At 49.0% G+C, this 15,060-nt stretch carries 12 protein-coding genes; all 12 read right to left on the bottom strand.

Translation table 11 applies throughout. The features are described from left to right. Positions 1-8 precede the first annotated feature (8 nt). Positions 9-299, bottom strand: coding sequence for an Asp-tRNA(Asn)/Glu-tRNA(Gln) amidotransferase subunit GatC (gene gatC / locus LCM10_RS14165; protein WP_224876914.1), 291 nt, complete (start codon positions 297-299; stop codon positions 9-11). A 266-nt stretch (positions 300-565) separates the two neighbouring features. Then, positions 566-1,012, bottom strand: coding sequence for a YueI family protein (locus LCM10_RS14170; RefSeq protein ID WP_224876915.1), 447 nt, complete (start codon positions 1,010-1,012; stop codon positions 566-568). A 546-nt stretch (positions 1,013-1,558) separates the two neighbouring features. Next, entirely contained in the window at positions 1,559-2,767 is a 1,209-nt protein-coding gene (locus LCM10_RS14175) for a hypothetical protein (protein WP_224876916.1), read from the bottom strand. Between the two features lie 43 nt (positions 2,768-2,810). After that, complete coding sequence (locus LCM10_RS14180) at positions 2,811-3,509, bottom strand: DUF4129 domain-containing protein (protein ID WP_224876917.1); 699 nt, start codon at positions 3,507-3,509, stop codon at positions 2,811-2,813. Between the two features lie 170 nt (positions 3,510-3,679). After that, complete coding sequence (argF, locus tag LCM10_RS14185) at positions 3,680-4,618, bottom strand: ornithine carbamoyltransferase (protein WP_412103407.1); 939 nt, start codon at positions 4,616-4,618, stop codon at positions 3,680-3,682. A gap of 23 nt (positions 4,619-4,641) precedes the next feature. Next, a complete protein-coding gene (locus LCM10_RS14190; protein ID WP_224876918.1) occupies positions 4,642-7,725 on the bottom strand; it encodes a carbamoyl phosphate synthase large subunit in 3,084 nt (1,027 codons plus the stop codon). After that, entirely contained in the window at positions 7,718-8,782 is a 1,065-nt protein-coding gene (locus LCM10_RS14195) for a carbamoyl phosphate synthase small subunit (protein WP_224876919.1), read from the bottom strand. Before LCM10_RS14195 ends, LCM10_RS14190 begins: the two co-directional genes overlap by 8 nt. A 70-nt stretch (positions 8,783-8,852) precedes the next feature. Further along, a complete protein-coding gene (locus LCM10_RS14200) occupies positions 8,853-10,013 on the bottom strand; it encodes an acetylornithine transaminase (protein WP_224876920.1) in 1,161 nt (386 codons plus the stop codon). Then, on the bottom strand, positions 10,010-10,816 hold the full coding sequence (gene argB / locus LCM10_RS14205) for an acetylglutamate kinase (RefSeq protein WP_224876921.1): 807 nt from the start codon (positions 10,814-10,816) through the stop codon (positions 10,010-10,012). Before argB ends, LCM10_RS14200 begins: the two co-directional genes overlap by 4 nt. Continuing rightward, positions 10,779-12,011: a bifunctional ornithine acetyltransferase/N-acetylglutamate synthase gene (gene argJ / locus LCM10_RS14210; protein ID WP_224876922.1), complete on the bottom strand. Its 1,233-nt coding sequence runs from the start codon at positions 12,009-12,011 to the stop codon at positions 10,779-10,781. Before argJ ends, argB begins: the two co-directional genes overlap by 38 nt. A gap of 15 nt (positions 12,012-12,026) precedes the next feature. Beyond that, positions 12,027-13,061: an N-acetyl-gamma-glutamyl-phosphate reductase gene (gene argC, locus LCM10_RS14215; protein ID WP_224876923.1), complete on the bottom strand. Its 1,035-nt coding sequence runs from the start codon at positions 13,059-13,061 to the stop codon at positions 12,027-12,029. Between the two features lie 178 nt (positions 13,062-13,239). Then, on the bottom strand, positions 13,240-14,517 hold the full coding sequence (aceA, locus tag LCM10_RS14220; RefSeq protein WP_263621497.1) for an isocitrate lyase: 1,278 nt from the start codon (positions 14,515-14,517) through the stop codon (positions 13,240-13,242). Between the last annotated feature and the right edge of the window lie 543 nt (positions 14,518-15,060).

Below are 15,060 nucleotides of genomic sequence, written 5' to 3' on the forward strand. Positions count from 1 at the left end.
TGCCCTCCTTAGTCCAAAATCGATGGAACGCGTACTTGTCCATCCTGTTTGTCCGGTGCGTTCTTCAACACTTCTTCACGTGGAAGCCCTTCTACCGGCTTATCTTCACGCATCACATTCTTCATATCAAGCACATGGCTGGTCGCTTCGACATTCCCTGTATCTAATTCATTGAGCTGCTCTGCAAACCCGATGATGGCATCTAATTGATTTGTGAATTTTTTCGCTTCGTCCTCTGTGATGGCTAGTCGTGCAAGGTGTGCAACATGCTTCACCTGATCTTCTGAAATTCTAGACATCCTCTTCACCTCCATAAAGTTTCGAACACTTGCAATACTATTGATAATACCAAAATTAGCGGTGTTAAAGCAATAGGCGAGGACTGGCCGGAACGGTTTTACGAGTCGGGATCACGCCTTGGAATCCCTATAGCATGAGCTGAAAGGATCGGATATCAAGTCCTGTAAGCCATGATTCGTGTTGTTAGCGTGTGCCGGTGAGCCTTTGGACATAAAAATGCCGCCCACTCAAGATGTTGAGCTGGACGGCATGACCTGCGTCAGAGTCAGAATAATTTTTTCTTAATGGAAGAAAAGAGCCCTTTTTTATTCTTCGGCTTCGATTTATTGACTGGTTTGTCCGGTTGTTTCGTCACATAGATCTCTTCCTTGTCAATCGCGTGATCATATGCAAGGAGCAGACCGATTTCGGTTTCCGTTTCCTTATTGGTGACCATGGAAAAGGATACCCCATATTGTCCGGCGAGCTTGATATATTTCGTAAGGTAGCTATAATGCATATTCCCATTGAGCAGAAGCTTGGCACCTTTATGTTCCTTCAGGCTTTCTTCCACTTCCTTATACACCTTCTTCTCCCTCACCTGGTTTTGTGTGAGGGCGATGACGACGCGTTCCCGTAAGCTTCCGAGAAACTTTCGCCGCTCGTCAGGCTTCGTCTGTTTCTGACCGTACATCCCGTTTTCCAAGTAATCATCTATTGTCGGTTTAGTCACTTCCGGCACCTCCGCGGATATTAGCTGAATGTCACTACACTATATGATAGTGGCCGCTCAATTGTTTACCTTTCCTTATACTCCCCCATTTTCACTTATGCAAACATTTTCATGCAACAAGGGATTTCAGTTGGAAAAAATTTAAAAAATCAGTGCTCAGTTAAACACCGCTGTTGATTTCCAGGCAAGACTTCGCTTTCCGCGGGTAGCCCGTAAGCCTCCGGGGTCTCATATGTCTAGCTGCAGGGCTTAGAGGCAGATATAATAAGCCAAACCGACCAAGAAGGCAAAGTACGCCTTCGTGGCCCATTTGTCTTATGCCACACGCCTCTCTTCAAAGCCCTTCCGCTTTTCTTATAAGCTACTCTCCCCGCAGGAGTCTTCGTCCCGCACTCCAATCAACCGCTAGAACCTGATTAGAATCAACATTATTCTTTAACCAATCTGAACTGAAAGAGCCAGCATATCAACGTACCGGACTATAAACAGCTCGCATCTACTGTGTGTAGGAAGGGGTAAGAAAGTGGTTTCCCCTTATCCAAAACGTTACCTGAAATCCAGCTCAGTCACCACAGGATCCTCTCCAGATCCATCGATTTCAAATGTCATTGTATGAGGCGCATCCCCATATGGATTCTCCACGGTTACCTTCCACTTCTCTTCACCCATTTCATTGACCCCGACCATTGGCGTTTCCTTCAATGCTTTCATGTATTCTTGTTGTGATACGGGTTTCTCTTTCCCATCGACTAGAAGGAAATACTCCCCATCCGCTTCCCGACTGATCCTGTCTCCCAGATGTTCCGTGAGCCACTGGTCGATTTCAGGGGAACTCTTCCTTGCTATTTCCAAAGCGGTCCCCGAATGCAATTCCAGCTTCCTTTCCATCACGTCAAAGAGAAAGTGTTCAAACGGACCACACTCGAAGATCGTCCCATGTTCATCGATGGTCCCTTCCGTACCGCAAACATCGAGGGTGATCGCGTTGACTGGAAGTTCGCTGTTTTTGAGCTCCTTTTTCCCTGCCGTGTCGATGCGGAAGTTCTTCTGGTCCCGAACGTCATAACCCATACGCTGACCGTCCGAATTTAATTCGTAGTAGTTCATGCTACCATCATCCAGCATCGATTTGTTTATCAGATCAAATTGTGTAAGGGCAAAAGCGGCTTCAGTATAAGAGTTCTGCCCCCACTGTTCCGCATCTGTCTTCCTCCTCCTTACTTTCAGGGATTCACCGTCCGCCGAAAGCCGGATGGTATAATGGACTACTTCAGGATACGATTCGTCGACCAGCGATAAATCCAGACGCTCATACTCCCCCTCTTTACTAATGACCATTCTGAAATCAGTGAGCTTTATGCCATATTCGTTCTCCACGTCCAGTTCCTTCTTGATCTTTTCCCATTCCTCAAGAAGACTTCCTTCATAAAAGTTGGTGTGCTCGAGCGTCACCTTCCTTGGCCATTCATCCCATTCCCTGACCGCAAATGACAGAATCACCGATAACAGGAATACTGCAAACCCTGCATATGCGGCCCGCTTTTTACTCCAGGCATTTACCCCTATGGTACGGAAAAAGAGCAGGAACACCACAAACCCAATCGGGATCTGGATCCCGTTCACAGTCAGCATGGCAGCGCCAAGGACGGTATACCCCACCAATTTCAGTACGAGATACGGTTCTTCTTTATCAGATTTCCGGTACAAAACAATCAAGACTGCAATGGAAACCATCAGCAGCATCAATCCGATCATGTGCAGTTCCCCCTTTTTGAACATCCTTTCTAGGTGCAGTTAGTCACCACCCTTTTTCTGCTAAGGTTTCTTTCACTAGGCGCAGTTCATCCTCAGAGGACTCTTTCCCTCCATAACGCACCCTTTCATAAATCGATACAATCCCCCATGGTCCTTCAATCCGTTGGAACCATTCATGAACAGTCTCATGAGGTCTTTTTCTCTGATGGAAAGGCAGCCCCTTTTCCCATTTCTTGAACAATTCCCTGATTTGATGGATCTCTCCTGAAGATACGGCCTCATCATCTTCATCCGTTGGCGAAGCTGCTTCCTGAATCCGCTCCTCTTTTTTGAGAGCATAGCTGTCTATGAATCTACGCTTCCGCTTCTTTCTGCTCCTATAAAACTTGAACAGTAAGATGGCTAGTAAAAGAAGGATGTACGGAAGCGGAGTCTTTGCGGACCTTTTCAACATTTCCAGGAAACTTGGATGATCCCTTACGATTTCCTTCCCCCACTTGACTACGATGAACCTTTGTCCTTCCGGATCTTCCGGGGGTTTCTCGTCCAACTCTCTCCACCTTGAAAAACTAGTGTCGGTCTCTAACGGTTTTGTAAGATCACCAAACTTCTCTCCCTCTTGTTCATCTTTGTAAAAAGATTTCACTCCGTCCGTTGCCAGCATTGATAAACGCGCCACGGCAAGTCCCACGGCCGAAATCAGCAATAAAAAGACAAAACCAAAGATAAGCTTATTCCTCACGCACCCATCATCCTCCATTCGAAAAAGGAAAATTTTTCATAGTTCCATTATAACAGTGTATGAAGGGTACAGGTGGGTTGATTGAAAAATTCCTCACGATACCAGCATGTCTTCAGTTTCCATAAAAAAGACACCTCCCATCTCTGGAAAGTGTCTTAAACATCATTGTTTTATCCACCAAGCACTGACAATAAAATTGCCTTCTGCACATGAAGTCGATTCTCTGCCTGCTGGAACACGGCGGATTTCAAGCCGTCGATGACCTCTGCCGTCACCTCTTCCCCGCGGTGGGCAGGAAGGCAGTGCAGGAAGTTCACTTCGTCCGCGGCATGTGACAATAACGCATCGTTGACCTGATAAGGGGCGAAAACACCAAGGCGCTCTACTGTCTCCTCTTCCTGCCCCATGCTTGCCCACACATCCGTGTAGACGATATCCGCTCCCGCTACCGCTTCCACCGGATCATGGACAACCGTGAATGTTCCGCCGCTACCTTCGGCCAGTTGGACCGTAGCCTGAACGATTTCCTCGTCGGGTTCATATCCTTTTGGACAGGAAACGACGACATCCATCCCAAGCTTTGCACACAGAATCATGAAGGAGTGCGCGACATTATTGCCATCCCCTACATAAACGACCTTCAATCCCGAGAGCTTTCCCTTTAGCTCAAGGATCGTCAATACGTCTGCAAGTGCCTGACAAGGGTGGTACATGTCACACAGTCCGTTGATGACCGGCACACTTGCATGTTCGGCGAGCTGCGCCACTTTTTCATGCTCGAACGTACGGATCATGATGGCATCGACATAAGAGGATAGCACCTTGGCTGTATCCGCAATCGATTCGCCCCTTCCGAGCTGGATGTCACGGGAGTTCAGATAAATCGCATGCCCGCCCATCTGAAGCATGCCCGCTTCAAAGGAGACACGGGTCCTTGTTGATGACTTTTCGAAGATCATCCCTAGCGTCTTTCCTTCGAGTTTCTTGGAAACCGGGTTCTTCTTCAGATGTTCACTAAGCGAAAGAAGTTCATGCACCTCTTCCGTTGTATAATCCAGCCAAGTCAGTAGGTCCCTCCCCTTCAGGGAAATCTTCTTGAATGGTGACAGGACAGCATTTGATTTCGTCATCATCATTTCACTCCTTGCATCGTTTTGGTTTTTGCCAGTGGAATCGGTTCGATATCGGTAACTTTCATGCTTCTGATAAAAGCCAGAAGTGTTTCTCTTTCCGTGATGACGGTCACGCCCGCTTCCAACGCCTGAATACGTTTCTTCTTCATTTCCTCATTATCCACATTGTTAAAATAAAGAGCGGCTTGCGTTGAATCCACCCACTCATCGAAACCGGTGCCTTGTGACGCTTGTTGGCCCTTCAGCCCATCAAGGTTTCCCTCCATGAACATCGTGCCTCCTGATGCGATGTGGTCATGCAAAGGCTCAAATACTTTATGCATCGCCTCCTCCACCGTCCGTCCAAGGCACATCCCTTCTCCAGTCGACTTCATATTCGCACCAAGCGTCTGATCAAGCTCTGTAAGGGCGTGGGACGAGAATACCGGGTATTTCACCGCGACAACCTCCAGCTCGCTACCAAGTGGTGCACGGAACGAACTCACCTTCAGGTTCCCGTCACATAAAAGGTCCGTCGCCATATCAATCAACGAGAAGCCGATGACCTTGCTGATGATCGGGACGGTGCGGCTTGCACGCGGATTGATTTCCAACATATATACGTCGTCCCCCTGCAGCAGGAACTGAATATTCATGATTCCTTTATAGTCCAGGGCGGCCACCACTTTACCCGCATAAGCTTCAATCTTTTCCTTGACCTCTTTTGATAGAGTTGGGGAAGGGAAAACGGACATGCTGTCACCCGAATGGACACCCGCGCGCTCGACATGCTCCATGATTCCCGGGATATAGGCGGTTTCCCCGTCCGCGACCAAATCGATCTCGGCTTCCATGCCAATCTTGAATTCATCGACCAGGACTGGAAAATAGTCTTCGTCTGCTTCCTGCAGCCATTTATGAAGTTCAGGAGGGGAATCTAGCTTCACCATCCCTTTTCCGCCGATGACATAAGACGGTCGGCATAGAATCGGGAATTCGAGGTCGAGAGCGGCATGAAGGGCTTCGGTTTTACTATGGCAGATATCCCCTTTGACCCGCGGGATCTCGAGTGTATCCAGCAATTGATAGAAGCGGTCACGGTCTTCGACGCTATCGATGATATCCGAGGTGATGCCCATCAGATGGACCCCTCTTTTTTCCAAAAGCGGGGCAAGATTCAAGGCGGTTTGCCCCCCGAATTGAACGAGGACGGTATCAATGCCTTCATGCTCGATGATTGCTATGACACTTTCCTCCGTGATCGGCTCGAAATACAAGCGATCGGCCGTTTCATAGTCCGTGCTGACCGTTTCTGGATTGTTGTTGACGATGATCGTTTTGTATCCGTGTTCCTGAAGTCGTTGATTGGCCTTGACGGCACTATAGTCGAACTCCACCCCCTGACCGATCCTGATCGGTCCCGAACCGATGATGAGTGCCTTCTTTCCGCCGGCCAATGGCTCGATTTCATTTTCACCATAGTAGGTGGAGTAAGCATAATTGGTGATCGCCTCGAATTCGCCGGCGCATGTGTCGACCATTTTGAAGCTCGGCTTGATGCCTTGCTCATGCTTCATTGCTATGACCTCGCTTAGTTCAACACCAGAAAGTTTCGCAATTTCATGGTCTTCAAATCGATATTTCTTGGCCAGCACCAGTCGTTCAGCATCCAATGGGTCAAGCTGTAGCTTCTTCTCCATCCCAACAAGGTTTTCAAGGACCGACAGAAACAGATGGTCGATCCCGGTTGCGGCATGAAGCTCTTCGGTGCTATGCCCACGTCTCATCAACTCCACAAGCTGAAAGAAGCGTACGTCGGTCGGTTTTTCGATTGCCTCAAGGAGCCCTTCATCCGGCAATGACACGAGCCCCTCCTTAAGGGAAAGACCTTCCAAACCGATATCAAGGGATTGGACCGCTTTATGAAAAGCAGCTTCCATCGTACGTTCGATCGCCATCACTTCCCCGGTCGCTTTCATCTTTGTCCCAAGGAGGCGGTTTCCTTCCGGGAACTTATCGAACGGCCAGCGCGGGAACTTCACGACCACATAATCAAGGGCTGGTTCAAAGCTTGCGTAGGTCGTCCTCGTCAACGGATTGATGAGCTCATTCAACGTGAAGCCGACGGCAAGCTTGACGGCGATCTTTGCAATCGGGTATCCTGTCGCCTTCGAAGCAAGTGCCGATGAACGGCTGACACGCGGATTGACTTCAATGACGTAGTATTGATTGCTGCTAGGGTCTAAAGCAAACTGTATATTGCACCCTCCCACGACCTCGAGCGCATTGATGATATCGAACGCCGCGGTCCGGAGCATATGGAACTCCTGATCCCTCAATGTCTGCGAAGGTGCGACGACGATGGAGTCACCTGTATGGACACCGACTGGATCGAAGTTTTCCATGTTGCACACCGATATACAATTTCCTTTCGAATCTCTCATCACTTCATACTCGATTTCCTTGAAGCCGGCAATGCTCTTCTCCACAAGGATCTGATTGATCGGGCTTGCTTTCAGTCCTGTTTGGACAAGCTTGACGTACTCTTCTTTTGTTGAGGCGATCCCTCCGCCACGGCCCCCCAATGTATAGGCGGGGCGCACGATGATCGGAAGCGAGATCCTTTCAGCGAATCGCAGTGCACCTGCCACATCCTCCACAATCTCACTTTCTGCGACCGGATGCCCGAGCTCGTTCATCAGCGAGCGGAATTTCTCACGGTCCTCCCCCTTCTGGATCGACTCCACCGACGTACCGAGCAGCTTCACTCCGAATTGATCGAGCACCCCTTTTTCATGCAGTTCCACGGCCAGATTAAGGGCCGTCTGTCCACCAAGATTCGCAACCAGTCCATCTGGCTTCTCCTTTTCAATGGTGCTTGTGACGGTTTTGACGGTAAGCGGCTCACAGTAGACTTTGTCGGCATTTTCGGTGTCGGTCATGATGGTCGCCGGATTATGGTTCACAAGTACGACTTCGTATCCTTCTTCCTTAAGGGCAAGACAGCCTTGCGTACCTGAGTAATCAAATTCTGCTGCCTGCCCGATAATGATCGGACCCGACCCGATGACTAGGATTTTCTGTATACTAGAATCTTTAGGCATAAATCTTCTCTCTCCCTGGTTGTTTGATGGATTGATAGAATTCTTCAAAGATGTACGATGCATCTTCGGGACCCGGTCGCGCTTCCGGATGGAATTGTACCGATAGGATCGGTTTCGTCTCATGCTGCAGCCCTTCGACAGAGCCGTCGTTCACGTTGTAGAAGCGGGGCTTCAAGTCCGTTCCCTGCAAGCTATCATCTTCTACGACATAGTTATGATTTTGAGAGGTCAGGTACACTCCACCCGTTCCATGGTCGATGACCGGATGATTCGCTCCACGGTGACCGAAGAGGAGTTTACGCGTATCCCCTCCGAGAGCAAGCGCAATCAGTTGATGTCCAAGACAGATTCCGAGAGTCGGCAGGTTCAGGATGTGCTCCTTCAGGATCGGCAGTATGTGGGCCATTTCCTTCGGGTCTCCAGGACCGTTTGAAATCACCATCGCATCGGCATTCAGTGATGGAAGCTCGCCGAGGCGGTCAAATGGGACAACCGTTACGGTGCAATCCATTTTCACAAGGCTTGTGAGGATCGATTTCTTCACTCCGAAATCAAGGAGTGCCACGTGGGTCTTGCCTGTTCCATAGCTGACCAATTCTTCAGATGCCACTTTTTTGATCTGTCCACCCGGCTTGTGTGATTGCGGGATTACCTGTGTCCCGTTCATGCAGGCATTCTGGCTTCCGAGTTCCCTGATCGTCTTCACCACCTGACGGGTGTCCACCCCCGTCATGTAAGGAATCTCCCATTTTGTCAGATATTCTTGAAGCGAGGACGTCGCTTGATAGTGGGAATAAACATCGGGACAGTGAAGCATGACCACTCCCTTCACCTGCGGCACGCCACTTTCCGAATCATTCTCATTGATCCCGTATTGGCCGATTAACGGATAGGTGAAAACGACAATTTGATCTTTATAGGAAGGATCAGTGAGAACCTCCTGATAACCCGTCATTCCTGTAAAAAAAACAATCTCTCCGATCACGGGCTCTTCGCTGTATCGGAATAATTCCCCTTCGAAATTCATTCCGTTTTCTAAACTCAAGTAACCGTTCATGACTAACCCCTCCTCTGGTTGAATTTTTATAAGTTTAATTTTATTTTTATTCATGTAAGTGTAAAAAAAATCAGTACGCTGTCCCCGCCGTTTGTGATTGCAGGACCCCTTCAATGATGGAAACTGCTTCCTGAAGCTCTTCCCCTGTAACAGTCAAAGGCGGTAGAAGGCGAATGACATCGGGCCCAGCTGGTAACGTCAAGAGCCCGCTCCCTCTCAGACTTTCAATACATTCCTTCGCTTCGCACTCCAGCTCGATCCCGATCATGAAGCCTGTTCCCTTTACTACTTTGACGATCGGCAGGGGCTCCACTTTTTCTTTCAAAAGCTGGATGAAGGCGGCTGATTTGCTTGCCACTTCATTCAAGAATGATTCATCGAAAATGGCATCGAGTGTTGCCTTCACTGCTGCCATCGCCAGGGGATTCCCTCCGAACGTGGATCCGTGGGTACCAGGCGAGAAGCTCTGAATGAGGTCCTTCCCTCCCATCATTGCCCCGACCGGGAACCCACTTCCGAGGCCTTTGGCTGACGTGACGATATCCGGTTTCAGGTCGTAATGCTGAAAGGCAAACGGCTTCCCCGTCCTGCCGATCCCGGTTTGCACTTCATCTATGATCAACAGGGCATCAAGTTCCTTGCACTTCTTCTCGATTTCCTTCAGAAAGGCTTCCGTCCCGATATTCACACCGCCTTCTCCCTGGATCACCTCTACCATGATCCCGGCAATATCATCTCCCTGCAATTCACTAAGAGCTTCGACATCATTAAAAGGCAGATATTCAAACTGGGGTGCCAGCGGACCGAAACCACTGTGGATCTTCTCCTGACCCGTTGCGCTCATCGTTGCAAACGTGCGTCCATGGAAAGATTGCTTGAACGTTATGATTTTGGTTTTACCACTATGCTTCTTGGCAAGCTTTATTGCGGCTTCATTCGCCTCCGCTCCGCTATTACAGAAGAAAACGGCGTCCAATCCGCTCATGTCAGCTAGCAAAGCAGCTGCTTCTTCCTGTTGAGGGATCTTAAAGAGATTCGACACATGCCAGATTTGATCCATCTGATCCGCGATGGCCTGCTTGACGACCGCCGGGGAATGACCGAGGTTGCAAACGGCAATCCCTGCAATGAAATCAAGATAGGTGTTTCCTTCAGCATCCGTCACTTTGGTCCCTTCGCCCTTAACAAGTTCGATATCCAATCGATTATACGTGGGGAATAGATAACTCATGTTGTTGCCACCTCTCCTTTATTCGTCATTTTCGTCCCGATGAACTTCCCGTCTTGGAAGATCTCCTGCTGTCCCCCGACGATCATCACTTCTTTCATGCCCGCAGCCAACACGGAAAGAGCAGATTTGACCTTCGGGATCATCCCCCCGCTTATCACACCTGAATCGATCCAGTCCCCGATCTGTTCCGTATCGGTTTCCTGAACCACTTTTCCTTCATGTAAAATGCCTGGAACATCGGTCACGTAAAGAAGTTTTTCTGCCTTCATTTCCCTCGCGATCGCCGCAGCAGCGAGATCTGCGTTGACATTTACTCTGTCGCCTTCAGCCGTACACGAAAGCGGAGCGATGACAGGCAGGTAGCCACTTGAAATCAGCCCGATGAGAAACGGAGTGTTCACTTCATTGATTTCCCCGACAAGCCCGAGATTTTTCTCATCGATCAAGGATGCTTTCAACAAGCCTGCATCATAACCGCACAACCCGACTGCTTTCACCCCGTGATGATTCAGCTGATTCGTCAGATAACTATTCACTTTCCCTTTCAGGATCATTTCCGCTACCTCGAGGACGGGCATGGTCGTCTTCCGCTGTCCATCGATGAACACTGTTTCGATATCCAGCCTCTTGAGCGTGTTCGTCATTTCAGGCCCCCCGCCGTGAACGACGATCACTTCATATTTCTCCTTCATGCTGACCAAACTACTCAGGAACTCCTCTGACAACCGATATACGATACTCCCTCCGAGCTTGATGACAAGCACATCACGTTCGGTAGCTGGCATTGATTTTGACATAATCATACGTTAAATCGCACCCCCATGCTCTTCCTTCCCCGGTACCGTCCTGTAAGGAGACCTTGATCACCACATGCTCTTCTTTTTTCATATAGTCACTTACGCTTTTTTCATTGAATAATTGCGGTGTCCCGTTCGAGAAGACACATTCCTCGCCGATGTAAATGTCACAGGTCAAAGGACTTAGGGGTACCTCGCTGTGGCCCATCGCCCCGACGATCCTGCCCCAATTCGGATCTGCTCCGTATATCGCTGTTTTCACCAGGCTCGATCCCACGATCTTCTTCGCGATGACCATCGCGGCAGCCGTTGAATGGGCTCCTTCGACCTCCACTTCAACGAGCTTCGTCGCCCCTTCCCCGTCACGGGCGATTTGCTTTGCCAAGTCCTCGCATAACAGGGACAACGCCTCTTGAAAATGCCCCCAGTCAGGATGGTTCTCATTTAACGGTTTATTCCCCGCCTTTCCGTTCGCCATCACGATCACCATGTCATTCGTTGACGTTTCACCGTCCACGGTGATTTGGTTGAAAGAAGTATTGATTGCAGTTTTCAGCGCGCTTTGCAGGACCGGTGATGAAATGGCGGCATCGGTCGTGATAAAACCGAGCATCGTCCCCATATTCGGATGGATCATGCCGGATCCCTTGGCAGCCCCGCCGATGGTGACGGTCCTACCGTCGATCATCACTTCCACACAGCTTGACTTTTCGACTGTGTCCGTTGTCAGGATCGCCTGTTGAAAGGACTTCGCACTGTTATAATCACCGTGAACCGATATCTCACTGCACCCTTTCTTCATCTTATCCATTTGGAGACACTCACCGATTACCCCGGTTGAGGCAACGGCCACGTACGCTTCAGGGAGCCGGAACCGATCCGCGATCATCTTCCTTGTTTCATAGGCATCTTTCAGCCCCTGTTCACCCGTACAGGCATTGGCAATCGCGGAGTTGACCACAATCGCCTGGAGGATGCCCCCTGCACCGATGCTTTCCTGCGTCACCTTGAGGGGGGCCGCCTGAAAGTGACTCTTCGTGTAAACCGCAGCACTTTGGGCTGGTGTTTCACTGTAAACCACGCCAAAATCCTTCTTCTCGTAGCGTAAACCGATATGAAGACCGCCTGCCTTAAAGCCGGCAGGAGATAAAATGCCTCCCCCATCAACCTTCAGGACCGTCTTTTTCTCAATGACACTCACTTCTCTCTCCTCCTTTTATGGATAGATCGGATAATATTGAAGCCCGGTTGTTTCCTCTAAACCGAACATGATATTCATATTCTGCACCGCCTGGCCGGCCGCTCCCTTCATCAAATTATCGATGACGGATACAATCGTCAGCTTTCCGGTCCGCTGATCCACTTTCATTCCGATATCGCAGAAGTTACTTCCCCACACTTCTTTCGTACTGGGGTACTGACCGATCGGACGTAGACGTACAAAAGGGCTCTCATGATAGTACCTTAAGTATTCTTCATGAATTTCCTCCGTTGTCCGTTCTTCGAGGAGATCCGCATAAATCGTCGTCATGATCCCCCGGGTCATCGGGATCAGATGCGTCGTAAAGGTGATCGGTGCCGGCTCGTGTGCCCAGCAGTTCAGCTGCTGTTCGATCTCCGGCGTATGTTGATGTTCATGGACCTTGTATATTCTTAAATTCTCCTGCGTCTCTGAATAGTGGCTTGAAAGGGATGGTTTTCGCCCTGCGCCTGAAAGCCCCGTCTTGGCGTCGACGATAACGGAACCCGGACGGATCAAATGCCCCTGCATGACCGGTGCAAGTGCCAATAAAGTTGCTGTTGGAAAGCAGCCTGGATTGGCAATGAGGTCCGCGCCTTTTATCGCTTCCCTGTTGCACTCCGTCAGGCCATAAACAGCCTCTCCCAAGATGGAAACGTCCGCCGCTTCCGCCTTGTACCATTGCTCATATTCTTCTGGCCCTTGCAAACGCAAATCACCGGAAAGATCAATGATCTTCGCCTTCCCTCCCAGAAGCTTCGGGGTCAGGTTCTTCGAGATGCCTGCAGGCACCGCAAGGAAAACAACATCAAGCTGTTTCATCTCATCAAACTGGATGCTCCGAACAGATTCATTCGTTAAATCAATCAGATGGGGATATTGTTCTGTATAGTCATCTCCATCCAACGATGACGAATAAAGAATGCATTTCTCGATACCCGGATGATTCGACAGGATCCTGTTCAGTTCTACACCTCCATACCCTGTAGAACCTACAATTCCTACTTCCATTACATACTCACCGCCTCAATTGTTTTAAATTAGGTCTAATTATATGACTGCATAAAAATAAAATCAATAGTATATTTATAAATTTATAGTTTTCCTACTTTCACCCTAAAACAAACGTACGTCCCTCACCGCTTTAAAGCAGTGAGGGACGTACGTTGAATCTTTCATTGTTATTTTTTTAGAATTGCTCTGCTTCGGTAGATCCTTTTAAAGCGGTTGTGGACGATGTACCTCCGGAGATGACCATCGATACTTCGTCAAAGTAGCCTGTTCCGACTTCACGCTGATGCCTTGTCGCTGAATAGCCGTGGACTTCGCTAGCGAATTCCGCCTCCTGAAGCTCAGAATAAGCAGCCATGCCGCGATCTTTATATCCCCTTGCAAGCTCGAACATGCTGTGATTGAGCGCGTGGAAGCCAGCGAGCGTAACGAACTGGAACTTATACCCCATCTTACCCAATTCAACTTGGAACTTGGCGATCGTTTCGTCATCCAGCTTCTTCTTCCAGTTGAAGGACGGTGAACAGTTATAAGCCAATAGCTTTCCAGGATGCTCTTTATGGATCGCTTCTGCGAACTGACGTGCTTCCTCCAGGTTCGGTTCAGATGTTTCGCACCAAACAAGGTCAGCGTACGGAGCATAAGCGAGTCCCCTTGCAATCGCCTGGTCAAGGCCTGCTTTCGTCCGGAAGAACCCTTCAGGCGTACGGTCCCCAGTAATGAACGGCGCATCATACGGATCCACATCGCTCGTGATCAAATCGGCTGCATTGGCATCTGTACGCGCAACGATCAATGTCTTCACACCCATTACATCCGCTGCAAGACGTGCTGAAATCAAGTTTTTAACAGACGTTTGAGTAGGAAGGAGCACTTTGCCTCCCAAGTGTCCGCATTTCTTCTCTGAGGAAAGCTGATCCTCGAAGTGAACCGCAGAAGCGCCCGCTTCAATCATCCCTTTCATCAATTCGAATACGTTCAACTGTCCACCGAAACCTGCTTCCGCATCCGCCACGATCGGCACAAACCAATCGATTGATTCGTCATCCTCCACGTAGTGGACCTGGTCGGCACGCTGAAGCGCCTGATTGATACGCTTGACGACAGAAGGCACCGAGTTTGCCGGATATAAACTTTGATCTGGATACATATGACCTGACAGATTCGCATCCGCCGCCACCTGCCAGCCGCTCAAGTAGATTGCCTTAAGCCCTGCCCTTACCTGCTGGACCGCTTGATTCCCTGTCAATGCGCCAAGTGCATTGATATAGTCTTCTTCATGCAAGAGGTTCCAAAGCTTTTCCGATCCGCGTTTTGCAAGCGTGTGTTCAATATCAATGGATCCTCTTAGACGGATGACATCCTCTGCGGAATAAGGTCTTGTGATCCCCTGCCATCGTTCATCCAGTTCCCAGCTTTCCTGTAATTGACTGATACGCTCGTTCTTATTTGTCATAATGATTTCTCTCCCTTTTTATAAGTTCAGGGTATCCCCTGTATATTTTTTAAAAAAAATTCTAAGTATGCGTTGGTGTATGAAGACAGGTTGACTTTCCGTCCAATGGTGGTGGGTCTGCAAAGATGAGGAATTCGTTGAGTTGTTTCTACGATGAGTGATTTGAGTAAGTTAGAAATGTCTGTTAAGATGCGTTGCTGGTTATACCCCAGTCGTACCTGTATTGGTACAGTTCTGGTTAGCGTATACGGATTTCACCCTGCCCTCGTTACTATAGAAGATGGGTAATCCGGGGTTATAAATTAGCTGATATCACTGGTTTCAAGCTTCCAATGGAGATTCCATCGCATCCTCCTTTGTGTATTAAACAACCCAATTTGTTATAATACAGTATTTATATCATGTTTGTATTATATAACAGAGAAAACGGAGATGGAACCCTTTTTCATATTTTTTCCTTCGACAAATTTCGCAATAGCGGCATTCGAGTTTTTGTGAAACAAAAAACCCGCCAACACCGGTGTTTTACCGATGTTGACGGGT

This window comes from Rossellomorea aquimaris, from assembly GCF_020171925.1.
GTDB classification, from domain to species: domain Bacteria; phylum Bacillota; class Bacilli; order Bacillales; family Bacillaceae_B; genus Rossellomorea; species Rossellomorea aquimaris_F.

Excerpts from the sequence above, each read along its gene's own strand:
- LCM10_RS14190 (WP_224876918.1), bottom strand. The coding sequence starts at position 7,725 with ATGCCTAAAGATTCTAGTATACAGAAAATCCTAGTCATCGGGTCGGGT.
- LCM10_RS14200 (WP_224876920.1), bottom strand. The coding sequence starts at position 10,013 with ATGAGTTATCTATTCCCCACGTATAATCGATTGGATATCGAACTTGTT.
- argB (WP_224876921.1), bottom strand. The coding sequence starts at position 10,816 with ATGATTATGTCAAAATCAATGCCAGCTACCGAACGTGATGTGCTTGTC.
- argC (WP_224876923.1), bottom strand. The coding sequence starts at position 13,061 with ATGGAAGTAGGAATTGTAGGTTCTACAGGGTATGGAGGTGTAGAACTG.
- LCM10_RS14195 (WP_224876919.1), bottom strand. The coding sequence starts at position 8,782 with ATGAACGGTTACTTGAGTTTAGAAAACGGAATGAATTTCGAAGGGGAA.
- aceA (WP_263621497.1), bottom strand. The coding sequence starts at position 14,517 with ATGACAAATAAGAACGAGCGTATCAGTCAATTACAGGAAAGCTGGGAA.
- LCM10_RS14175 (WP_224876916.1), bottom strand. The coding sequence starts at position 2,767 with ATGATCGGATTGATGCTGCTGATGGTTTCCATTGCAGTCTTGATTGTT.
- gatC (WP_224876914.1), bottom strand. The coding sequence starts at position 299 with ATGTCTAGAATTTCAGAAGATCAGGTGAAGCATGTTGCACACCTTGCA.